The organism is Nonomuraea sp. bgisy101 (assembly GCF_057708945.1).
The window spans coordinates 207,971-229,565 of the sequence record NZ_JBYITD010000015.1 but is presented as its reverse complement, the minus strand read 5'-3'; the positions used below and the strand labels follow the sequence as shown (position 1 = coordinate 229,565).

General features: G+C 70.5%; 21 protein-coding genes. 11 read left to right on the top strand and 10 right to left on the bottom strand.

What is annotated here, in order from left to right; genetic code table 11:
• Positions 1–69 precede the first annotated feature (69 nt).
• Positions 70–1,299 (top strand): serine hydrolase domain-containing protein, encoded by a 1,230-nt coding sequence (locus AC3EO4_RS28020; protein ID WP_431898545.1) that lies wholly within the window; start codon positions 70–72, stop codon positions 1,297–1,299.
• On the opposite strand, the gene AC3EO4_RS28015 is transcribed toward AC3EO4_RS28020, so the two are convergent.
• The 3 genes from AC3EO4_RS28015 to AC3EO4_RS28005 all read right to left on the bottom strand — a co-directional run bounded on the left by AC3EO4_RS28015 (position 1,287) and on the right by AC3EO4_RS28005 (position 6,475).
• Positions 1,287–4,490 (bottom strand): AfsR/SARP family transcriptional regulator, encoded by a 3,204-nt coding sequence (locus AC3EO4_RS28015; RefSeq protein ID WP_431898544.1) that lies wholly within the window; start codon positions 4,488–4,490, stop codon positions 1,287–1,289. The genes AC3EO4_RS28020 and AC3EO4_RS28015 overlap by 13 nt on opposite strands.
• Before the next feature lie 124 nt (positions 4,491–4,614).
• On the bottom strand, positions 4,615–5,346 hold the full coding sequence (locus tag AC3EO4_RS28010; protein WP_431898543.1) for a beta/gamma crystallin family protein: 732 nt from the start codon (positions 5,344–5,346) through the stop codon (positions 4,615–4,617).
• A gap of 88 nt (positions 5,347–5,434) precedes the next feature.
• Positions 5,435–6,475, bottom strand: a complete 1,041-nt coding sequence (locus AC3EO4_RS28005; RefSeq protein ID WP_379580589.1) for a helix-turn-helix transcriptional regulator — start codon at positions 6,473–6,475, stop codon at positions 5,435–5,437.
• Between the two features lie 139 nt (positions 6,476–6,614).
• On the opposite strand from AC3EO4_RS28005, the gene AC3EO4_RS28000 reads away from it, so the two are divergent.
• The 6 genes from AC3EO4_RS28000 (at position 6,615) to AC3EO4_RS27975 (ending at position 12,470) form a co-directional block, all read left to right on the top strand.
• Positions 6,615–7,067 carry a helix-turn-helix transcriptional regulator gene (locus AC3EO4_RS28000; RefSeq protein ID WP_379580787.1) on the top strand — a complete coding sequence of 151 codons (453 nt, stop codon included), beginning with the start codon at positions 6,615–6,617 and terminating at the stop codon, positions 7,065–7,067.
• Between the two features lie 10 nt (positions 7,068–7,077).
• Positions 7,078–7,488 (top strand): VOC family protein, encoded by a 411-nt coding sequence (locus tag AC3EO4_RS27995; protein WP_379580587.1) that lies wholly within the window; start codon positions 7,078–7,080, stop codon positions 7,486–7,488.
• 339 nt (positions 7,489–7,827) lie between these two features.
• A complete protein-coding gene (locus tag AC3EO4_RS27990) occupies positions 7,828–10,221 on the top strand; it encodes an ATP-binding cassette domain-containing protein (RefSeq protein ID WP_431898542.1) in 2,394 nt (797 codons plus the stop codon).
• A gap of 340 nt (positions 10,222–10,561) precedes the next feature.
• A complete protein-coding gene (locus tag AC3EO4_RS27985; protein WP_379580583.1) occupies positions 10,562–11,329 on the top strand; it encodes an SDR family oxidoreductase in 768 nt (255 codons plus the stop codon).
• Positions 11,323–11,550, top strand: a complete 228-nt coding sequence (locus AC3EO4_RS27980) for a hypothetical protein (protein WP_431898541.1) — start codon at positions 11,323–11,325, stop codon at positions 11,548–11,550. The genes AC3EO4_RS27985 and AC3EO4_RS27980 overlap by 7 nt, the downstream gene beginning before the upstream one ends.
• Positions 11,547–12,470 carry an RNA polymerase sigma-70 factor gene (locus AC3EO4_RS27975; protein WP_431898540.1) on the top strand — a complete coding sequence of 308 codons (924 nt, stop codon included), beginning with the start codon at positions 11,547–11,549 and terminating at the stop codon, positions 12,468–12,470. The genes AC3EO4_RS27980 and AC3EO4_RS27975 overlap by 4 nt, the downstream gene beginning before the upstream one ends.
• Positions 12,471–12,580: 110 nt before the next feature.
• Here the strand turns inward: AC3EO4_RS27975 and AC3EO4_RS27970 are convergent, their stop codons facing one another.
• Both AC3EO4_RS27970 and AC3EO4_RS27965 read right to left on the bottom strand, forming a co-directional pair.
• On the bottom strand, positions 12,581–13,216 hold the full coding sequence (locus AC3EO4_RS27970) for a hypothetical protein (RefSeq protein WP_379580577.1): 636 nt from the start codon (positions 13,214–13,216) through the stop codon (positions 12,581–12,583).
• A gap of 60 nt (positions 13,217–13,276) precedes the next feature.
• Positions 13,277–14,023, bottom strand: coding sequence for a VOC family protein (locus tag AC3EO4_RS27965; RefSeq protein ID WP_431898539.1), 747 nt, complete (start codon positions 14,021–14,023; stop codon positions 13,277–13,279).
• 392 nt (positions 14,024–14,415) lie between these two features.
• On the opposite strand from AC3EO4_RS27965, the gene AC3EO4_RS27960 reads away from it, so the two are divergent.
• Positions 14,416–15,744, top strand: a complete 1,329-nt coding sequence (locus AC3EO4_RS27960; protein ID WP_431898538.1) for a hypothetical protein — start codon at positions 14,416–14,418, stop codon at positions 15,742–15,744.
• Entirely contained in the window at positions 15,741–16,541 is an 801-nt protein-coding gene (locus AC3EO4_RS27955; protein ID WP_379580573.1) for a substrate-binding periplasmic protein, read from the top strand. Before AC3EO4_RS27960 ends, AC3EO4_RS27955 begins: the two co-directional genes overlap by 4 nt.
• Here AC3EO4_RS27955 and AC3EO4_RS27950 read toward each other — a convergent pair.
• The 3 genes from AC3EO4_RS27950 to AC3EO4_RS27940 form a co-directional block, all read right to left on the bottom strand.
• Positions 16,538–17,548 (bottom strand): ABC transporter substrate-binding protein, encoded by a 1,011-nt coding sequence (locus tag AC3EO4_RS27950; protein WP_379580571.1) that lies wholly within the window; start codon positions 17,546–17,548, stop codon positions 16,538–16,540. The two genes, AC3EO4_RS27955 and AC3EO4_RS27950, sit on opposite strands and share 4 nt — an antisense overlap.
• Positions 17,549–17,833: 285 nt before the next feature.
• Positions 17,834–18,982, bottom strand: a complete 1,149-nt coding sequence (locus AC3EO4_RS27945) for a hypothetical protein (protein ID WP_431898537.1) — start codon at positions 18,980–18,982, stop codon at positions 17,834–17,836.
• Positions 18,983–19,058: 76 nt separating this feature from the next.
• Entirely contained in the window at positions 19,059–19,427 is a 369-nt protein-coding gene (locus AC3EO4_RS27940; protein ID WP_431898536.1) for a hypothetical protein, read from the bottom strand.
• A 249-nt stretch (positions 19,428–19,676) separates the two neighbouring features.
• Here AC3EO4_RS27940 and AC3EO4_RS27935 point away from each other — a divergent pair, with 249 nt between their 5' ends.
• Entirely contained in the window at positions 19,677–19,874 is a 198-nt protein-coding gene (locus tag AC3EO4_RS27935) for a transposase (RefSeq protein WP_431898535.1), read from the top strand.
• Complete coding sequence (locus tag AC3EO4_RS27930; protein ID WP_431898534.1) at positions 19,841–20,161, top strand: hypothetical protein; 321 nt, start codon at positions 19,841–19,843, stop codon at positions 20,159–20,161. The genes AC3EO4_RS27935 and AC3EO4_RS27930 overlap by 34 nt, the downstream gene beginning before the upstream one ends.
• A gap of 369 nt (positions 20,162–20,530) precedes the next feature.
• Here AC3EO4_RS27930 and AC3EO4_RS27925 read toward each other — a convergent pair whose 3' ends face one another.
• Complete coding sequence (locus tag AC3EO4_RS27925) at positions 20,531–21,166, bottom strand: transcriptional regulator (RefSeq protein WP_431898533.1); 636 nt, start codon at positions 21,164–21,166, stop codon at positions 20,531–20,533.
• A complete protein-coding gene (locus tag AC3EO4_RS27920; protein ID WP_431898532.1) occupies positions 21,163–21,558 on the bottom strand; it encodes a DNA-binding protein in 396 nt (131 codons plus the stop codon). Before AC3EO4_RS27920 ends, AC3EO4_RS27925 begins: the two co-directional genes overlap by 4 nt.
• Positions 21,559–21,595 lie beyond the last annotated feature (37 nt).

The following is a 21,595-nucleotide window of genomic DNA, read 5'->3' as shown; positions in this document are numbered from 1 at the left end:
ATCCAGAGGAACGGGTCAATGTCCCAACGTGTTCTTTCGTCGGATCGTGCGGCGCGGCCACGGCTGCGCATGGTCACAGCTTCGGCGCTGGCCGTGAGTCTTGCCGCGGCCGCGGCGTTCCCGGCTGCCGTGACCGCCGCACCGTACGCCGACAGCGGCGCCACGGCGCAGCGCGCTCAGCTACAGCAGTTGGCGCGGAAGCTGGTGGAGGCCGGGGCGCCCGGCGTGATCGTGCGGGTCGACGACGGCCGCGGCCGGCCGGTCGAGATCGCCGAGCAGGCCGCCTGGACCAGACGGGATCACCTGCTCAAGGCAGGGGACGAGTTCCGGATGGGATCCAACACCAAGACCATGACGGCCACGCTCGTGCTGCAACTGGTCGCCGAGGGCAAGCTCGCCCTGACCGACCCGGTGGACAAGTGGCTGCCGGGCAAGGTGCCGGGCGGCAAGGCGATCACGTTGCGCATGCTGCTGAACCACACCAGCGGCCTGTTCGACTACACCGACGACGCCGCGCTCCGGCCGTCGATGCTCGGAAGGGATCGGCGGCGGTGGACCTCGGCGAAGCTGCTCGCCGTAGGGGTGAAGCATGATCCGCTGTTCGCGCCGGGCACGAAGTGGTCGTACAGCAACACCAACTACGCCGCGCTCGGCGCCGTCCTGGAGCGGGTCACCGGGGCGAGCCTGGCCGACCTGCTCCGGGACCGGATCGCCCGGCCGCTCAACCTCAAGCACACCTACTACGCCACGGACGCCGCCTGGCGTGGCCCCCACGCCCACGGCTACGAACCGGATGCCGCCCACATGCCGCCGGGTGTGCCGGCCGAGTTCGGGCGCCTCGCCGGGGCGCGCCACCACGGTCACGTGGACGTCTCCGACAACAGCCCGGGGTGGGGCGGGGCGGCCGGGGCGGTGGTGTCCACCACGCAGGACTGGTCCCGGTTCGCCACCGCGTTGATGTCCGGCAGGCTGCTGCCCGCAGCCCAGCTGGCACAGATGCGCGCCACCGTGCCGGTGGACTCACAGCACCCGGACGGGCCCGGCTACGGCCTGGGCATCCAGACCGGTACCCACCCATGCGGCACGTTCTGGGGTCACGACGGCGGCATGCCCGGCTACCTCACCACCACCCTCACCGACCGCACCGGCGGCCGCTCGGCGACCGTCCTCATCTCGACGGAGATGTGGGCCGAGTTCGAGGCCGACCCGAAGATCGCCAAGGCCGCCCAGGCGCTCCAGATGGCCGTGACCTGCACGATGTTCGGCAAGCCCGTGCCGAACGCGGCTCACGCCGGCTGACCGGCGCGGCCGGCCACGGGCGCGGTGATGATCGCGGACACCAGGTCTTCGGCCTCGGCACGCGACATCGCCGCACCCGTGGCGTGCGCGGTCGCGAACCCGGCGGCGCCCATGGCCGCCGTTGCCCGCTGTGTGATCGTCCGCACGTCGACGTCGCCGCGGTCGTCCCAGCCCCGCAGTACGGTGGCGACCCCGAGCAGCCGCCCCGCCCGCTCCGGCCGATCGCGGCACAGCTCGATCGCGGCGACCACGACCGCGATCGAGGCCGCGACCGGCGTATGCCAGGTCAGCGTCAGGTGCACCGCCGGGTGGTCGAGCCGGCGTACCGCCTTGTCCGGGCAACCCTCCGCGACGTCCACCTGGGCGAGCACGCCCAGCAGCAACGCGGCCAGGTGCGGGGTCGACCGGCCGGGCGGTGCCTCGGCCAGGCCGAGCCGGGCGTGTTCGCGGGCCGGCCCAAGCCGCCCGGCCCACCATTCCAGTCGCGCCAAGCCCAGGCACACCTGAGCCTGCGACTCCGCCGACCCGGTCCGCTCTACCTGGCCGAGCAACTCCGTCAGCTGCCGCCGCCCGCCATCCACGTCGCCGGCCTGGGCCAGGTGCAGTGCGGCCGCCACCTCGCTCTCCATCGTGTGCTCGGGCATGCCGAGCTCCTGGAAGTAGCGGCCGGCCCGCTCGGCCAGCGCAGGCGTGGCGGCCGGGTCGCCGGCCCGCTGCAACGCCGCACTCAGGGTGCTCAGCGTGGTCGCCAGGCCCCACCGCTCGCCGAGTCCCTCGAAGCCGGTCAGCGCGCGCGACAGCGAGCGCGTCGCCTCGGCGGCCTGCCCGCTGTTCATGGTCAGCACGCCTTGCGCCAGCAGAGCCAACGACCGGCTCCAGGGATCCGTCGGCTCGTCCGGGGACCTGAGCATCTCCGGTGCGACCCGATCGGGTCCTGAGCCCACGGCCAGCGCCAGCCGGGCCATCTGCAGGATGGGATGGGTTCCGGGGTCGACGCACTCCAGCGCCTTCCTGATCCGGTCGAAGGCCGCTTCCGCCTCCTCCGGCCGGCTGATGGCCTCAGTGGTGGCGAGCGCGTGCGCGGCGACCACCAGCGCGCGTGCCTGCGGCTCGGTCGAGCCGCGAGCCTGGAGCACCCGGCCCAGCAGGTTCAGCGACTCCGGCGGGTAATCCCGCAGGAACCAGAACCAGCACAGCGCGACGCCGAGCCGTACCGCCAGGTCGGCGTCGCCGGACTCGACCGCCCAGCGGATCGCGGCCGACAGGTTGTCCCGTTCCGCGGACAGGCGGACCAGCCAGCGCAGTTGGTCGGACGTGCGCAGGTACGGGTCCGCGGTCTCGGCCAGCTGAAGAAAGAACCCGGCATGCCGCCCTCGTACGACGTCGACCTCGTCACGCAGAGCCAGTCGCTCGAGGCCGTACTCCCGGATGGTCTCCAGCACGCGGTAGCGCGGCTCGAGCGGGTCGGCAGACTCCGCCAGGTGCAGCAGGGACTTGTCGACCAGCGCCGTCAGCAACTCCCGAATGTCGCCCGACCGGCCGATCGCCTCCGCCGCGTCCTCGGTGAAGGTGCCGGGCACGACCGACAGGCTCTCCAGCAGCGCTCGCTCGTCGGCGTCGAGCAGGTCCCAGCTCCAGGCCACCGCCGCGCGCAAGGTCCGGTGCCGCGGCAACGCGGTGCGGCTGCCCCCTGTGAGCAGCCGGAAGCGGTCGTCCAGCCGTGCCGCGACCGCCTCGACCGGCAGGGCGCGCAACCGTGCCGCGGCCAGCTCGATCGCCAGCGGCAGGCCGTCCAGGCGACGGCAGATCTCCACCGCCGCCGTCAGCGCGCTGCCATCCAGAGTGAAACCCGGCCGCACCGCGGCGGCCCGGTCATGGAACAGCCGGACCGCCGCGCAGGCGCGGGCCCGCTCGGCCGTCGACCCCGGTTCGGGCAGCTCCAGCGGGAGCACCGGGTGCGAGGTCTCGCCGTCGATCCGCAAGGGTTCCCTGCTGGTGGTCAGCACCCGCAGCCTCGGGCACCGGCCGAGCAGGGCCCCGGCGAGCGTCGCGGCGGCCTCGATCACGTGCTCGCAGTTGTCCAGCACCAGCACCAGGTCGTCGTCCGCGAGAGTTTCGACCAGGTGGTCCAGGATCTCGTCCGGGGTGACATGCCGCGGCGGCACGCCCTCCTCACGCCCCCGCAACAGGTCGAGCACCGCGCGGGGCACGTCGTCCGCGCCGACCGGGGCCAGCGGGACGAACCACACCCCGCCGGAGGGCGAAAGCCGGCGGCCGATGGTGTTGGCCAGCCGGGTCTTGCCCGCCCCTCCGGGACCGACCAGGGTGACCAGCCGAACTCGACCGAGCAGGTCGACCACGCGGCGGACGTCGTCGTCGCGGCCCACGAAGCTGGTGAGCGGGACGTCCAGGTTGCCGTGCGATCGGCGGGACCGGGGCAGCTCACCGCGCAACACCGCCAGGTGGGCCTCCTGGAGCTGCGGGCCGGGGTCGCTGCCGAAACTGTCCGCCAGCAGGCCGCGGATGCGCTGGTAGGCGGCCAGCGCCTCGGTGCCGCGGCCGTTCAGCGCCAGAGCTCGGATCAGCTGGGCGTGCAGCCGCTCGCGCAACGGGTGCGCGAGCGTCAGCGACTCGAGCTCGGCGACCAGGTCACGGTCGGCGCCCAGCGCGAGCTCGGCTTCGACCCGGTCCTCCAGGGTGGCCAGCCGGGCCCGCTCGAGCCGTTCGGCCTCGGCGGCGGCGAACGGTGCCTCGCGCACGTCCGCCAAGGCGGGGCCGCGCCACAGGCTCAGGGCCTCGCGCAAGGTGGCGGCGGCCTCGGCGGGCCGGGACTGCGCGTGCGAGCGCCGACCCGCGCGGGCCAGCTGCTCGAACCGGACGGCGTCGACCGCGTCCGGCTCGACGGCCAGCCGATACCCGGCCGGGCCCGAGGTGATCAGCTCGGGGTCGCCCAGGACGCGGCGCAGCCGGGACACCAGCGATTGCAGCGCGTGCAGGTGGTCGGCCGGCGCCGCCTCGCCCCACAGCGCCTCGACCAAGGTCGCCGGCCGGACGGCACGCCCGGCGTCCAGCACCAGCCGGGCCAGCAACGCCCGCAGCCGCGCGCCCCCGACCGGCGTCGGGCCGGTAGCGGTGTCCAGCGCCAGGGAACCGAGGATGCCGACGCGCACTCGTCCACTCGCGTTAGCCACGGCCAGAAGTCTGTCAGACAGCGACGGGTTGTCTGACGACGGAGTGGCGGTGATCCGTCCTGCCCCTGCGGCGCTGCCAGGCCCGCTACCGGCCCGGTCTTCCCCTAGGCCCGTGGTGCGGGGGTCAGCCGAGGTTCCAGACGGAGGAGATGCGGTCGTTCCAGCCGCTGGGGACGAGGGTGGGAATGTCGGAGAAAGGCGTGACGAACAGGGAGCTGCCGCCGAAGTTGATGTGCTCGTAGTAGCGGACGGCGCAGTTCGTGCCGCCGATGGAGCTGATGACGTCGTTCCAGTCGTGCAGGTGGAGCGGGCCATGGTAGACGCTGGTCAGGTCGTTGTGCCCCTGCCGGGCCGCACACCAGAACCAGTCTCCGGCGTACTCCACGTGCTCGAACATCTGGACCTGGCCCTGCGTCGCGGGGCGCGGGTCGCGCTCGGCCGCGGCCGAGCGCAGTTGCGAGGCAGCCCACAGCGCGCCGTTGAGCGCGCTGTCGTCGGTGAGCGCGGTCAGTCGCTCTGGGCCGTAGATGTAGGTCAGCGGACGGCCGTCGAACCGCGACAGGTCATGGGGATCGTGCTCGACGCCGTCCACGACCACCGCCATGGCAGGAGCCGGGTGGGTGAGGGGCTGCGTGGTGGCAGCCCTGGGCCGGCTCAGCGCCTGGGCGGCGTCCATCTTGACGGACGGGGAGGAGCGGGGCGCGCCGACCGCCTTGCTGACCAGTGCCTCCAGCGTGGTGATGCCCTGCTCGCGGAGCAGAGCCAGTATGTCTGCCTCGGACAGACCTCCCACATGGTCGGAGAACTCCAGGAAGCTCTCGACTTGGCGGCGGGCGGGGGTTGAGATGCTTGTCACGGGTGTGCCTCTCCTGTGAGCGGTGCGAACTCCTTCATGGTCGAGTGAGGCCGGGGCCTGGACAGCCCCCCAGTGTTGGGGATGGCGTTCAGGTGGTGAACGCGGCCATGAGCTCGTCCCTGCCGGCCGCGCCGGTCTTGCGGAACACCGCCTTCAGGTGGTCGTTCACCGTGTGCGCGGACAGGCCGAGCAGCCGCGCGATCTGCTTCGGCGCGGCTCCCCTGCACAGCAGATCCAGTACGCGGCGCTCGCGCGGCGTGATCGCGTACCAGTCGCAGAACGAGGGCAGCATCAGCCCGCCCGCGGCCGACTGGATGACCACGGCCACGTCGCCCGTGCCTTCCTCGTCCAGGGCTTGGCCCTCGACGGCGAGCCAGCGGCCATAGCGGGCCGCGGGGGCGCAGATGAGCGGCCGGGCGCCGTCCGCGCTGCGGACGTGCTCGCCGGCGTCCATCGCCAGGGCCGTCACGAACGTGTCCGCCAGCCATGCATGCTTGCCGTGCCTGTCAGGGCAGCGCAGCCGGTCGAGCCACGCCTGTGCCTGCGGCGTCACGGTACGGATCGTGTGGTCGGGGCCGACGACGATCACCCCGGCGGGCAGCGCGTCCATGGTGGGCGCCAGCGGGCCCGCGGTGACGTACCGGCGCAACACGGTCACCAGAGCAGGGCCGAGCAGCGTCGCCCTGTGCAGGTCGTCGCCGGTGAAGGGGCGGGCGTCGTGGGCCCGTACCAGCCCGAGCAGACCCCACACGCCGCGGCTGTCGCGCAGGAGCAGCCGCAACTCGCAGGAAGCGCCGCAGGCCGCGAAGGCCCGCCGCGCCCCCTCGTCGGCGCCGGCGACCGCGACCGGCACCTGCCGCCGCGCCAGCGACGAAGGCCGGCAGGGGTCGCCGTGGGTACGGCGGTGCACGAGCAGGGTCGCGGCGAGTTCGCGTTCGTACTGGTGCCAGAAGCTGAACGAGCCCTGCCCGAGCCCCGTCGCCGGGCTGGTGCCCACCAGGCGCAGCGCGTCGTGACTCACCCAGGGCGCGATGGCCGCGGAAATCGCGGCGCCGAGGTGCTCGGCGGCGATGCCGCGATCCATCAGCGTGCGCAGCTCGTGGACCACCCGGTCCTGACATGAGGTCACGCCCCCACGTCAGCACAGCACGGAGGACACGTGCAAGCGGAAGGTAATGTTTGTACTACGCTAAGTGAATGTGACCTTGGAGCAGGTCACCGCTGCGGGACGCCGGCGGCGCTGGGCAACTCCGGCGCGACGTGGCACGATTTCGCAGGTGAGCAGCAAACCCGCCACGGCACAGCACCTGCGCGATCTCGCGCGGCTGCGCCGCGTCCGCGACCGGATCGACCGGGAGTACGCGCAGCCGCTGGACGTCGAGGCGCTCGCCCGCGGCGCGCACATGTCGGCCGGGCACCTCAGCCGCGAGTTCCGGCGCGCCTACGGCGAATCGCCCTACGGCTATCTGATGACGCGCCGCATCGAGCGCGCGATGGCGCTGCTGCGACGCGGCGACCTCAGCGTCACCGAGGTCTGTTTCGCGGTCGGCTGCTCGTCGCTGGGCACCTTCAGCACCCGCTTCACCGAGTTGGTCGGCGTGCCGCCCAGCGTCTACCGCCGCCAGGCGGCACGCACGACGGCGGGGATGCCGTCCTGCGTGGCGAAACAGGTGACCAGACCGGTCAGGAATCGAGAAGCGCCGGCCCCGAGCCGCGCCTAGCGTGATCGGCATGGACATCACCATTCACGCGAGCTTCCTGCCGCACGACGACCCGGACGCCTGCCTGGCCTTCTACCGCGACGCCCTGGGCTTCGAGGTCCGCAACGACGTTGGATACGACGGGATGCGCTGGATCACCGTCGGCCCCGCCGACCAGCCCGGCACCTCCATCGTCCTGGAGCCGCCGGCGGCCGATCCCGGCGTCACCGACGACGAGCGCCGCACCATCGTCGAGATGATGGCCAAGGGCACCTACGCCGGCATCGTCCTGGCCACACCCGACCTCGACGACACCTTCGCGCGGCTGCAGGCCGGCGGCGCCGAGATCGTCCAGGAACCGACCGACCAGCCGTACGGCGTTCGCGACTGCGCCGTCCGCGATCCCGCAGGCAACCTGATCCGCATCAACCAGGTGCGCTGAGTTGCGCAGACGGCACCGTGCAGCACGATCGACGGCGGCGTCCCCGCGTCGCTTGACGAGCAGTGCGTGCCCCTCCTCGTCGCGATACCGGGCATCGGCTCAACCACGACCAAGGGGTCTGGACGGCCGGTGCCTCGGCGCACGGTGGGCCGTACCGCCGGTTGCGCCGGAAGAGGCGCCGCGGCATCCCGGCCGGTGCCGCCGATCAGGTAGACAGGGGACCGTTGCCGTGACCGCGCCGATACCGGAAACCCAGACATGCTGCTGGAGCTGGTTAGATCGAGCGAGGCGACGCCGACAGAGACCGCGAAGGCGGCCCGCGTAACAGAGGGAGACACGATGAGCATGGCCACGAGGACGGACACGCAGTCGCCTGCGCAGCACGTAGCCGACAGCCACGATCTGATCCGCGTGCACGGCGCGCGCGTGAACAACCTCAAGGACGTCAGCATCGAGCTCCCGAAGCGCCGGCTGACGGTGTTCACCGGCGTCTCCGGCTCGGGCAAGAGCTCTCTGGTGTTCAGCACGATCGCCGCGGAGTCGCAGCGGCTGATCAACGAGACCTACAGCGCCTTCGTGCAGGGCTTCATGCCGACGCTGGCGCGGCCCGAGGTCGACGTACTCGACGGGCTGACGACCGCGATCATCGTCGACCAGCAGCGGATGGGCGCCGACCCCCGCTCCACGGTCGGCACCGCCACCGACGCCAACGCGATGCTGCGCATCCTCTTCAGCCGCCTGGGGCAGCCGCACATCGGCTCGCCCCAGGCGTTCTCCTTCAACGTCGCCTCGATCAGTGGAGCGGGCGCGGTCACTCTGGAGCGCGGCGGACGGACCGTGAAGGAGCGTCGCGACTTCAGCATCACCGGAGGCATGTGTCTGCGCTGCGAGGGCCGGGGCAGGGTCTCCGATATCGACCTCGCCCAGCTCTACGACGACTCCAAGTCGCTCGCCGAGGGCGCGTTCACCATTCCCGGCTGGAAGTCCGACAGCTTCTGGACGGTGCGGGTCTACGCCGAGTCGGGATTCGTCGACCCGAACAAGCCGATCCGCGACTACACCAAGAGGGAGCTCAACGACTTCCTCTACAAGGAGCCGGTCAAGGTCAAGGTCGACGGCGTCAACCTCACCTACGAGGGGCTCATCCCGAAGATCCAGAAGTCGTTCCTCTCCAAGGACAAGGAGGCGATGCAGCCGCACATCCGGGCGTTCGTGGAACGGGCGGTCACCTTCGCCACCTGTCCCGAGTGCGACGGCAGCCGGCTCAGCGAGGAGTCCCGCTCGTCTCGGATCAAGGGCGTCAACATCGCCGACGCCTGCGCGATGCAGATCTCCGACCTCGCCGAATGGGTCCGCGGCCTCGACGAGCCGTCGGTGGCGCCGTTGCTCGCCAAGCTGCTGCACACCCTCGAATCGTTCGTGGAGATCGGGCTGGGCTACCTCTCGCTCGAGCGGCCCGCGGGCACGCTGTCGGGCGGCGAGGCGCAGCGCACCAAGATGATCCGCCACCTCGGCTCCGCGCTCACCGACGTGACCTACGTCTTCGACGAGCCCACCATCGGCCTGCACCCCCATGACATCCAGCGGATGAACGACCTGCTGCTGCGGCTGCGGGACAAGGGCAACACGGTGCTCGTCGTCGAGCACAAGCCAGAGGCGATCGCGATCGCCGACCACGTCGTCGACCTGGGCCCAGGAGCCGGTACGGCGGGCGGCACCATCTGCTACGAGGGGACCCTCGAGGGCCTGCGGGCCAGCGGCACCATCACCGGCCGCCACCTCGACGACCGGGCCGCCCTCAAGGAGACGGTGCGGACGCCCAAGGGCACGCTGGAGATCCGCGGCGCCGGCCGCCACAACCTCCAGGACGTCGACGTCGACATCCCGCTCGGCGTCCTCTGCGTCGTCACCGGCGTCGCAGGCTCCGGCAAGAGCTCGCTGATCCACGGCTCGATCCCCGCCTCCGCGGGTGTCGTCTCGGTCGACCAGGCGCCCATCCGCGGCTCGCGACGCAGCAACCCGGCGACGTACACCGGACTGCTCGATCCGATCCGCAAGGCGTTCGCCAAGGCCAACGGCGTGAAGCCGGCGCTGTTCAGCGCCAACTCCGAGGGCGCCTGCCCCAACTGCAACGGCGCCGGCGTCATCTACATGGACCTGGGGATGATGGCCGGTGTCGACACCCCCTGCGAGGAGTGCGAGGGCAAGCGGTTCCAGGCCTCGGTGCTGGACTACCACTTCGGCGGTCGCGACATCAGTGAGGTGCTCGCGATGTCGGTGACCGAGGCCCAGGAGTTCTTCGGCGCCGGCGAGGCGCGCACGCCGGCCGCGCACGCCATCCTCGGCCGGCTCGCCGACGTCGGGCTCGGCTACCTCAGCCTCGGTCAGCCGCTGACCACGCTGTCCGGCGGCGAGCGGCAGCGGCTCAAGCTGGCCACCCACATGGCCGACAAGGGCGGCGTCTACGTCCTCGACGAGCCGACCACCGGGCTGCACCTGGCCGACGTCGAGCAGCTGCTCGGCCTGCTCGACCGGCTCGTCGACTCCGGCAAGTCCGTCATCGTCATCGAGCATCACCAGGCGGTCATGGCGCACGCCGACTGGATCATCGACCTCGGTCCCGGCGCGGGCCACGACGGCGGCCGGATCGTCTTCGAGGGCACACCGGCCGATCTGGTCGCCGCCCGCTCCACCCTCACCGGCGAGCACCTCGCGGCCTACGTCGGCACCTGACCACCGCGATCGGTGACCGGGTGACGGGTCGGCTGGCGGCGCGGTCATCACGACGATGTGCTGAGCGATGCTCGCGCCGACCCCAGCAGGGCCGCGTCCGCCGTGCGGTTCGAGACCGGGTGGGCCTTCGAGGGTGTCGTCGACCGATTCGACGATCCGGCGGATGGGTTACTGCTCGCCTGGCCGGGTGTGCGGTTGCGACAGTGAAGGACACGGCAGCCGCACGCCCCGTCGCCCCAGCTGTTTTCTGCGTGCATGTCACAGGAGGCCGGGCTGTCTCGTCTCGGGTTCGAAGGCAGGTTCTGAGAAGGACACCCCTCCTATGGCAAGGAGCTTGGTCATGAGCGGGCACACCACACAGCAGAAGGTCGCGCTGGTCACCGGGGCGAACAAGGGGATCGGCCGTGCGGCCGCCGCGCAACTCGCGGCCCTGGGCATGACGGTCCTGATCGGCGCCAGAGACCCGCGGCGCGGCGAGCAGGCCGCCGCGGACCTGCGCGCGGAAGGCGGTGATGTGCACGCGATCACCCTGGACGTCACCGACCCGGCCACCGCCCGGGCGGCCGCGAAGCAGATCGAGGAGCGCTTCGGCCACCTCGACGTGCTGATCAACAACGCCGGCATCACCGGCTCCGGTCAGGTGTCGCCCGAGGACGCCCACGACCAGGTCCCCAGCTCCGTCGACCTGGACATGGTCCGGACGGTGTTCGAGACCAACGTCTTCGGGGTGATAGCGGTGACCAACGCCATGCTGCCGCTGCTGCGGCGCTCGCCGGCGCCGCGCATCGTCAACGTCAGCAGTCACGCCGCCTCGCTGACCCTCACCAGCGACCAGGACGGCCCCTTCGCGGCACTGCTGCCGTCGGCCGCGTACACGCCCTCCAAGAGCGCGCTGAGCGCGCTGACCGTGCAGTACGCCAACGAGCTGCGGAAGGACGGCATCCTTGTCAACGCCGCCGCCCCCGGCTACGTCGACACGGACAGCAACAACCACAGCGGGCACCTCACCCCCGCGCAGGGCGCCGCGGTCTTGGTGCGCCTGGCCACGCTCGGCGCGGACGGGCCGACCGCCGGGTTCTTCAGCGAGGACGGCTCGGTCCCGTGGTGACGGCAACCACCGAGCCGCTGCAGGTCCCGGTCGTCAGGGGCGGCGCCGGGTACCGCTCGCGGGTGCACCTCGACGACGCGGCGAGCGCTACCTGGCCTGCCCGGCCGCCGGCCGGGCAGGTGGCGGTGACGACCGCGGGGCGCGGCTTCTCCGCCACCAAGGCCGAACGGGAGCCGCGCCACCCCTCGTGGCGCCAGGGCCGCAAGGAAGAGCCGGCATGACCCGCGCCGAGGAGTTCGAGGAGCTGCGGCCGCTGCTGTTCTCGATCGCCTACCGGATCCTGGGCAGCGTGAGCGAGGCCGAGGACGCGGTCCAGGAGACCTGGCTGCGCTATGAGGCCTCCCCGACACCACCCGCGTCGGCCAAGGCGTTCCTGTCGGCCGTGGTCACCCGGATCTCGATCGACGTGCTGCGCTCGGCTCGCGTCCGGCGGGAGGAGTACGTCGGGCCGTGGTTCCCCGAGCCGCTGCTGTCCGACCCCTACGAGGACCCGGAGCGCTCGGCGGAGCTGGCCGACTCGCTGTCGATGGCGGCCCTGCTCCTTCTCGAACGGCTCAGCCCGCTCGAACGGGCGGTCTTCGTGCTGCGGGAGGTGTTCGGGTTCGGCTTTCCGGAGATAGCGTCGGCGGTGGGGCGCTCGGAGGCGGCCTGCCGGCAGCTCGCGGTGCGGGCGCGCCGCCACATGGACGCGGGCCGACCCCGGTTCGAGGCCGACAGGAGGCGGCGCGAGGAACTCGCCGAGCGGTTCTTCGACGCCTTCAGGGAAGGCGACGTCGACGGGCTGCGGGCGCTGCTCGCCGCCGACGCTCAGCTGGTCGGCGACGGCGGCGGCAAGGCCCCGCAGTGGAAGCCCGTCTTCCTCGGCGCCGAGAACGTGGGCCGGGTGCTCGCCACGCTCGTCCCACTGTTCGTCAGACTCGGTGGTGTCGTGGAGCAGCACCAGGTGAACGGCCAGCCGGGCGCGATCTTCCGCGACCCGGACGGCAGGGTCCTCAGCACCTGGGCGCTCGACGTACTCGACGGACAGATCCAAACGATCCGCACGGTGATCAACCCCGACAAGCTTCGGCACATGGGTCCCGTGGCGGATACGTGGGCGGCCCTGCGCGAGGCGAGCCAGATCCGCCGGCCGGCGGATTGACCGCAAGAGCCGACCGCGCTCCAGACCTGTGGCACCGGATGCGGCGGACGGGCCGGGGAAACCCACCGTGAGTGATCACGGCAGGGCGCCCCGGTCCGGCGTGGCGCCTCCTACGGCCCCGGGTAGAAGCCCGGAGAGCCCAGCTGCCCGAACCAGCTCGGTGGCTCAGGCGCGGTGAACGCGTTGGCCATCGCCTCCAGCCAGGCGCCGAACGTGGCGAAGTCTGGGGTGGCGTTGGCCAGGTCCTCCCAGTCCCCGCCCTCAACGTAGCGTGCGCGCCCTTCCTGATCGTCGTAGTGGTGGTAGTAGACCGGGTATTCGCCGTCTGCGTCCGGCTGGGTGACATCGAAGCACCAGACCGCCTCGTTGTCCGCGTCGGCGAGGGCGAAGCCGACCAGGTGGTTGGTGGACAGCCACCGGCCGTCACCGCGGTCCACATGCTCGGGCATATGCACGAGGTTGGAGTTCAGCTCGACGATGGCGTCGTCACCGACGACGACGAACTCGACGTACCCGTTGGATGAGACGTCCCAGCGCTTACAGGCAAAGGTGTTGTGCTCGGCGAGGAAAGCGCGGTAGCTGGGCGGAGCCGTCCAGTCGACGGTTCCGAAATGGGGCTTCAGCCCTGTCTCGCGGTCACGGACGGCTTCGGCGGAGGCGGGCTCCGACGCCGTGATGATGACCGTTCCGGATTCGGCGGCGCGGTGAAGGATCGCCAGGCTCTGGTATATCGACATCGCGGTCATCGGGTGATCGTACGGCTACGTGGGCGTGGCCCAACGTCGGGGTGTCGTCGAGGCTCCGCGTCAGGACAGGGCGAGGACGCAGAACTCGTGGCCCTCCGGGTCGGCCAGGCACGTCCACGGGACGTCGCCCTGACCGAGGTCGAGGTCGGTGGCGCCGAGGACCCGCAGCCGGGCCACCTCCGCTGCCTTGTCGCCACCGGGGTACGGCAGCAGGTCGAGATGGACGCGGTCTGGCACGGTCTTCACGCCAGGCGTGCGGAGGAACTCGAGGTACGGGCCGACACCCTTGGCGGAGCGCAACACTGCATGATCGTCGGTCACCTCGTGCAGGGTCCAGTCCATCGCCTCGCCCCAGAACCGGGCCATGACCTGCGGATCCGCGCAGTCGATGACCACCCGGGCGATCGGCCCTGTGTCCCGGTAGATCTCCCGAGGCTCCAGCACGCAGAACTCGTTGCCCTCCGGGTCGGCGAGGACCGTCCACGGCACTTCGCCCTGGCCCACGTGGGCGGGCGTCGCACCGAGAGCCTGGAGGCGTGCGACCAACTCCGCCTGATGGGCCGCAGAGGTGGTGGCGAGATCGAGGTGCACACGGTTCTTCGTTGCTGTCTTGGGTTCCGGGACGGTGACGACGTCGACGCAGACGGCGACCGGGTCCGGCCAAACGAAGCCGCCGACGGGTCCAACGTAGGTGCTCACGCCAGGTCTCTCGCGGGAAACACTCCAGCCGAGCACCTCCGCCCAGAACCGGCCGACCGCCGAGTGATCAAGAGCCTTGATGTTCACCTGAACAGGCCGCAGCGTCATGCCGGCGATCCTACGAGCCCACTCTGCGACGACGTCAGCAGGCCGACTCTCCTGAAATTCGCACAGATCCCGCGCCTCCGCAGGTGCGCGAGGTCATGAGGGAAGGGCAAGTGCCGCTTGTAAGGGTGGATCGCTGTGCAGGTGGTGGGCCTCGGGGAACATCGGTGCAGCCCTCGGCGCGCCGAAATCGGTCATGGTCGCCAGGCGGTCCCGCCGACTGCCTCCCGGATGGAGTCGGGCCTGGAGACAGGGGCGCAGGTCGATCTCCTCGGGGGCGGCCACACCTCTTGCGGACCTGCCGCGCCCGCAGCCATGCTCGATTTCCAGCACGAGTCGATCTCGGGAGGCGCGGTGCACGTCCACGATCCCGGCGTCTCCCGCCGGAGCAGGCCATGACGGTGACGGCGGTGCCTCCGGTCCGGCGCAAGAAGTCGGTCTCCAGACGGGTGCGCACGCTGGCCGGGCTGTCCCTGACGACGCTGGTCCTGCTGCTGGCCGCGATCCTGGCCGGCGCGGCCAGTACCGGATCCAGCCTGCGCACCATCGGGCATGACGCAGGGCCGCAGGTGCTCGCCACCACGGGCCTGCATCGGCAGATGTCGGAGATGGACGCGCTGGTGGCCGAGACCCTGCTGCTGGGCAGGGAGTACGGCCCGCAGCAGCAGGCCGACCTGAGCGGCTATGACCAGCGGCGGCTGGAGATCTCCGAAAGCCTGCTGAAGGCCTACCGTCTGGCCCTGGACAACCCCGTCGAGCAACGCACGGTCGAGTCGCTGATCGAGGGGCTGGGCCGCTACGAACGGCTGGCGGCCCAGGCACGGCTGCTGGACATGCAGTCCGAGCACACCGCGGGACAGCCGCCCGACACCGTGGTCGAGGCCTATCAGAAGGCCACCGACCTCATGCACCGCGAACTGCTCCCCCAGGCCTACAACCTGACCCTGGAAACCGGGACGATCGTCAGGCGCGCGCACGACGCCGAGCGCTCGACCACCTCGCTGGCCCGCTCCGCGGTCATCGTCGCCGGGCTGCTCGCGCTGGCCTGCCTGCTGGGCCTGCAGGCCTACCTGACCAGCAGGTTCCGCCGGGTCTTCGCGCCGGTCCTGGTGGTCGCCACCGTGCTGACCGCGGCCGGTCTGGTGACCGGCACGGTCCTGCTCGACCGGCAGGGCCAGGCGCTGGAGGAGGCCAAGCGAAGCGGGTTCGACTCGGTGCTCACCCTGACCAGAGCACGGGCGATCAGCAAGAGCATGCACGGAGACCAGAGCCGCTACCTGCTCGACCGCTTCCGCAAGGACACCTACGAACACACCTTCCTGGACAAGTCCCGGACGATCGCGGCCGTCGAGTCCACCAGCCTGCCCGACTACCAGAGCAGGCTGCATGCGAACTTCCAGGGACTGCTCGGCCGGCTGACGGGCCAGGACAGGGAACGACTCTTCGCCGTCTACCAAAGGTTCCAGCAGGCCGACGCGCGGATGCGGACCATGCAGGCCGAAGCGGCGATCAGGTTCTGGGACGGCGAGCTCACCCAGGCCTACGAAAGCTACGACAAGGTGCTGGAGGAGCTGGTCCGGCGGCACGAGTCCGACTTCGAGCGCGCCATCGACAGCGGCGACGGCGCCCTGAAGACGCTCTGGCGGTCGATCCCCGCCGGGCTGGCCGCCGGCGCCCTGCTCGTCCTGGTCGGCGTCTGGCCACGACTCAGGGAGTACCGGTGAGACGAGTGCTGATCTGCCTGATCCTGTTGCTCACCGCCTGCGGCGCCGCGCGGCCGGAATCCCTCGTGGGCAAGGACGAGCTGATCGTCGCCATCCGCTCCGACGTCCCGCTGATCAGTTTCAAGGGGCAGGACGGCGCCTACGACGGCTTCAACATCGACGTGGCCAAGGATCTCGTCTCCCGGCTGGGCAAGCGGATCCGCTGGCTGGAGATCAAAGCAGGTGACCAGCTCACCGTCCTCACGGACGGGCGTGCCGACCTGGTCTTCGCCCACATGTCGGTCACTCCGGAGCGGAAGAAGGTGATCGACTTCGCCGGGCCGTACCACGTCGACTTCCAGGACATCGCGGTACGGCCGGCCGACAAGGGCGTCATCCGCGACGTCCGCGACCTGAAGGACCGCAAGATCTGCTGGGTGCGTGGCACGAACATCGCCCAGCGGATCGTCGACGAGCGCCGGGTCGAGGCGATCGCCGTCCCGGCACCCGACTACAACGTCTGCCTGGAGATGATCAAGGACGGCAGGATCGACGCCATCTCCACCAACAGCCAGATCCTGGCGGGGCTGCTCACCAAGCCGGGCGTCGACCTGCACCTGGTCGGCGCGACCTTCAACGAGCAACGGACGGCGATCGGCGTGCGCAAGGGCGACGTGGACGGCTGTGAGGAGCTCAACCGGGCCATCACCCAGATGTACCAGGACGGCACGGCGCACATGTTGCTGGACAAGTGGTTCGGCAGGTCGGGCATCGACCTGTCGGTGGTCTCCGTTCCGCAGTTCGAGGGCTGCTCCTAGGCAGGCGGCCGGGCGATCTCCGCACTGAACCTGTCGACGAGCGCCTGCTTGGCGCGTCCCGCGACCTCCACATCGTAGGAGACCAGCTTGACCGTCGCCGGGTCGGCCGCCTTGGAGTGCGCCGGCACCTTGGTGTTGGTGGGCAGGGCGTAGAAGTTCACCAGCGGCCCCAGTCGCTGGGATGCTCCGCTCAGCGCCCAGTCGACGTACTCGCGTGCGCTGTCGGGGTTGTGAGCCCCGGCCAGCACGGCCAGGCCACCGAGTTCGTAACCGGTGCCCTCCTGAGGGAAGGTCACCTGCAGGTTCGGATAGCCCTGTTCCTGGGCGGCGACGCAGTCATGCGAGAAGACCACGCCGACCGCCGCCTCCTGCTTGGCCGCCTGCAGGGCGGCGGCGCTGCCGGAGGAGTTGTATCTCAGCACGTTCGGATGGAGGCTGCGCAGGTAGCCGAGGGCCGCTTCGCGATCGCCGCCGCCGAGCTCCACACGCGTCCACAACGCGGTGTAGGCGGTTCCGGAGGTGGCAGGGTGGGCGATGGCGACGCCGCCGCGCAGCCGCTCGTCCAGCAGCTCCCGCCAGGAGCGGATCGGCCGCATGCCCCGCTTGGCCAGTTCCTTGGTGTTGTTGCAGAAGGCCAGCACGCCGGCGTAGATCCCGCTCCAGGTGTTGTCCCGATCAGCCCACCCCTGCCGAATTTCACCGGCCTTTTCAGATTTGTACGGCTCCAGCAGTCCCTGACTCTTGGCGGCCACATAGGAGTCGGCCGGACCGCCATGCCAGACGTCGAACTCCTGCCGTGCCCTGGCCGCCTTGATCCGCTCCAGCGCCTCTCCGCTGGACAGCCGGACGAAGTCGGCCTCCACGCCGGTGGCATCGGAGAACCGCTTGACCATCATCGCGCACCATCGCTCGCTCGCGCCGCACGCGACCGTGATCTTGTCCCGTCTCGGCGTCGAACAGCCCGCGGCCAGCAGGACCGCTACCAATGCGATGGCTAACGGCCTCATTGCCTCTCCAAGGGGTTCGCCGACGTCTCGCCCATGTGCCCGATCCCATTCGACACTCCGCCACGAGAGTCACGCAACCGATCTCCGCTCGGCCGACCTGCCACGACGAGGTCATGTCTCCCGACGAGGAGCGGAGGGCGGCGCGGCGAGTGAGAGCACACCGCGGGATGGGGCCGCGAGCCGTCCCCGAACCCCTTCACTTCGCGGCCATCTGACAGTCGGCGGCGTGGATCCGGTCATCATCGGGCAGCTCTGCGGACTGGCCGCAGATGCCTGCGGGGACGGCTACCGTCGACCTCCCGCGAGTTCCCGCCGTCTCCTGCGGAGGAACGCGAACTGCAGCAGCAGAGCGGTGGCGCGCGGCAGCGGGGCATGGACGAAGGACGGCAGCGACCGCATGACGTCCTGGCCCTTCGCGACCATGAGCAGTCGCCCTGACTCCTGGTAGGCGGGAGGGCGGACGCCGAGTGATCTCAGCACCCGCGTGGCCTGCTTCCATGCCCCGGAGTAGTCGCGCGCGCCCTCCATGGTCGCGGGCATCACGAAGACGCACTTGTCCAGCAGCCGGTTCTCATGCAGCCACCTGATCTCCCAGACCGTCCCGGCGAAGGCCAGCGGGACGATCACGATCAGCTCGGCCTGCCTGGCCAGCAGCTTGACCTTGTCCTGCCAGTCGTCCTCCGTGCATGCCACCTTGCCGGTGCCGGGGATGTCCCAGGTGCGGTTGATCGGCCAGGTGTTCACACCTTCGGGCCGGGTGGGCAGCAGCGTGCCCGGTCGGCCGAGCGCGATCAGCGGCAGGTGGGCGGGAAAGGCGGCGGCCAGGATCGCCTCGAAGTCGGTCTGGATGTTTCCGGGCTGCTCGGTGGCGCTCGCCTGCACACCCACGGCGTTGCTGGCCAGGTGGCCGGTCGTCGCGAACGGCCGCAGGTAGAGCGAGAAGCGCGGCGGCGGCCCTCCGGTGGGATCTTCGAGGAGGGCCATGACGCGCCCGGCCCGCCTGTCGCGTGAGTACTGCCGGCCACGGCTCTCCAGTTCGATGAGCGCGAACAAGGGGCCGAGGATGAGTACGACCTGGAGAAATCCGGCCACGGTGGCGACGACCAGGAACAGGACGATGTAGAGGAGGCGGCCGGGGACCCGCAGGAAGATCGAAGGAAACGTGCCGATGAACTCCCAGCCCTCGATGACCTTGGTCACCATCCATTCGTAGAGCTCGAGTGAGGCCGACCACAACGGCGACAGCACGGACACCACGATCACCGTTCGCAGGATCGGCCCCATGTGGATGGGCCGCAACGCCACGCAGGCCAGCGCCACCCCCGCCACCAGGAGGGGATGGTGGCCGAACGACAGACCCGAGACGACCGCCGCCGCACTCGGCAGCGCCCAGTGGACCACGAAGAACGCCCTCAGAAGGGAAGCAGGCCCCACACGCTCACTGTGCACCTTGAGCGCCACGAGACAAGCCCTGCCGGCGGAAGTCCTCGCTGGAGCCGCGTGAACGTCGCTATCGACCTGCGGCGGCCACGTGAGCGCTGCGGTCCGCCCAGACCTGGCTGAGTTGAAGGACGCTCATGCCGAACAACAGCACACCCAAGGGGACGTGCAGGGTCTTCGCGCCCGCGATGCCCAGAGCTATCTGCGCCAGTGTGAGCCCGAAGAACCCGACCGCGTACAGCATGGGCCTGGTCGAGCCGCCGCCCGGCCGCCAGACCAAGATCGCGGCGACCAGGTGCAACAGCGCCACGAAGAACACCCCGTACGCCGAAACACTGTGCAAGGTCCGTCCGCCGGGCGAGGACAACAACAGTCCGGCGGTGATCGGGGCGGCGAAGAGAGCCAGGGTCTGCAGAGTGATCGCGACGCGTAAGAACATGAGTGACTCCTTGACGGCTGTGGGACGGGCGAAGACGGCGACGGGCTGCGTGCTGGATGGCGTCTCAGTAGTCCGACGACACAGCAGCCGGGAATGTGAGGCGACGCGCCGATCTCACCGTTCGGCGCTCGTCTCGTCGAACGGTGAGGTGCGATCCGGGCGCGTCCGGGCTGGACCTGGGACCTGTACGAAGTTGAGATCAGAGAGATTCGCCTGCGTTGAGGTCGGAGGTCCTGGTAGGCCATCGCCATGGCGCGTGGAGACCTCACTGATTCGGAATGGTCTTTGATCGAGCCTCACCTGCCCTTGGGTGAGCGGGGCCCGGTTCCGGATCTGCGGCAGCAGTTCAATGCGGTGATGTGGCGGGTTCGCACCGGCAGTCCATGGCGGGATCTGCCCGCCGAGTACGGGCCATGGTCTACAACAGGTTCCGGTTGTGGGCGATAACGGGTGTCTTCGAGCAGTTGATACAGGCGATGATCGCTGAGGCGGCGGCTCGTGGGCAGGCCGATCTCGACTTGGTCAGCGTGGACTCCACGACCGCTCGAGCCCACCACCACGCCGCCGGGATGGCCCTTGATCCCGAACTGGTGCAGGCGTTGGAAGAAGCAGCCAAGCAGGAAAAGGGGCTGCGCCAACGGGGCAAAAGCCGAAGGATGGCGGGCTCGGCGAAGGCGCGGCCGGGGACCGCACCGGACGCCAGCGGTTACGACTGCGGCACCGGATCCGGCTGAAAGCGGCCTGGGCCGGTCACGGGGTGGGCTGACCAGCAAGGTTCACCTGGCCGCCGGCCGGCAATGCCGTCCGCTGGCCTTCGTCCTGCCCCCGGGCCATGCGGGAGACAGTCCGCAGTTTCGCACCGTCCTGGCCCGTATCAAGATCCGCCTGCCTGTTGGGCGGCCGCTGTCATCCCGGAGAAGACCGACCAAGCGGCCAACCGCAAGAAGCACGACTCTCGCGGAGGCCTCTCGGCCAGCCATGATCCAGACCTCTACAAGCAGCGCAACACGGCGGAACGCTGCATCAACCAGATCAAGCAGTGGCGCGGGCTCGACTCCGGTTCCTCAGGCCCGAGACCGGGCGGACGTACGCATGCGACCAGGTCAAGGTTGCGCGTGCCGGTTGAGGCCGAGCGTGGCGATGAGGTCTTCGTGGAGCTGGAACCAGACGCGATGGCAGGAGTCGACGTCGGTGCGGTCCACCCAGGCGCTTTCCCCGGCTCTGGCGCGCGCCAGGGCTGCGGTGAATCGGGTGTCGTATCCGCCCAACCGTGTCAGGACGCTCCCGAGCCGGTCGGCCAGTGGCGTGAGCGCGCGGGAGATGGCGGCGAGCTCGTGGAGGACCTTGGCGTCCCAGGCGGGATCGCAGTGGTCGTTGGCGGCGAGCCGGTCGCCGGCGGTGGGCCGGAGTTGCCAGTCGGTGCAGGCTCGTAGCAGGAGGGCGTTCAGCGGGAGGAACTCGCGGTAGACGTCCAGGACCTCGTCGGCGCCGCCGACGCGTGCGAGCTCGGCCGCGAGCTGGCGCTCGTTCTCGGCCCGGCCCGGTTCGGTCAGCGACCAGCCCGCGGTGCCGGCGAAGGCGGCGTGCCCGGCCCAGCCGCGCGCCTCGGCGTCGCGCAGCAGCTCTTCGGTCTGGGCCGCGTCGAGCCCGTACCGCTGCGCGATCATCGGGGTGTCCGCGAACCCGAGGATGCGCACCGCGTGCAGGACCAGCAGGCCGGGCGGAGAGTCGCGCGTCACGAGCCGGCGTCCTGTCGCGTTGTCAGGCGGGTGTAGTGCTGCTGGCACGCCTGGGGGGAGTTGAATCCCATCGCGTTCGCTATCTGCGCCCAGGTCAGTCCGGCGCTGCGGGCGGTGAACAGCAGGGCGGATTCGAGTCCTTCGACTTCGGCGCGTGCGGCGGGCAGGAGGGCCAGCACGCTCAGGACGTCCTCCGGGTCCAGGTCGGCGTTGCGCCAGACGGCGAACTGGACGAGGTCGACCGCCGACGGCGGGGCCGGCGAGGGGCGCCACGGACGGGCGTCGAGCTCGTCCGCGCCCAGGCGCAGAAGGCGTTCGCTCGCGTCGTGCTCGCGGTCGGCCTGGGCGTAGTCTGCGCGCCCGGTGTGAGTGATGTCCTGCTTGCGTGACATGCCCTTCATGATTCACAATCAAGAAATTGTTGTCAAT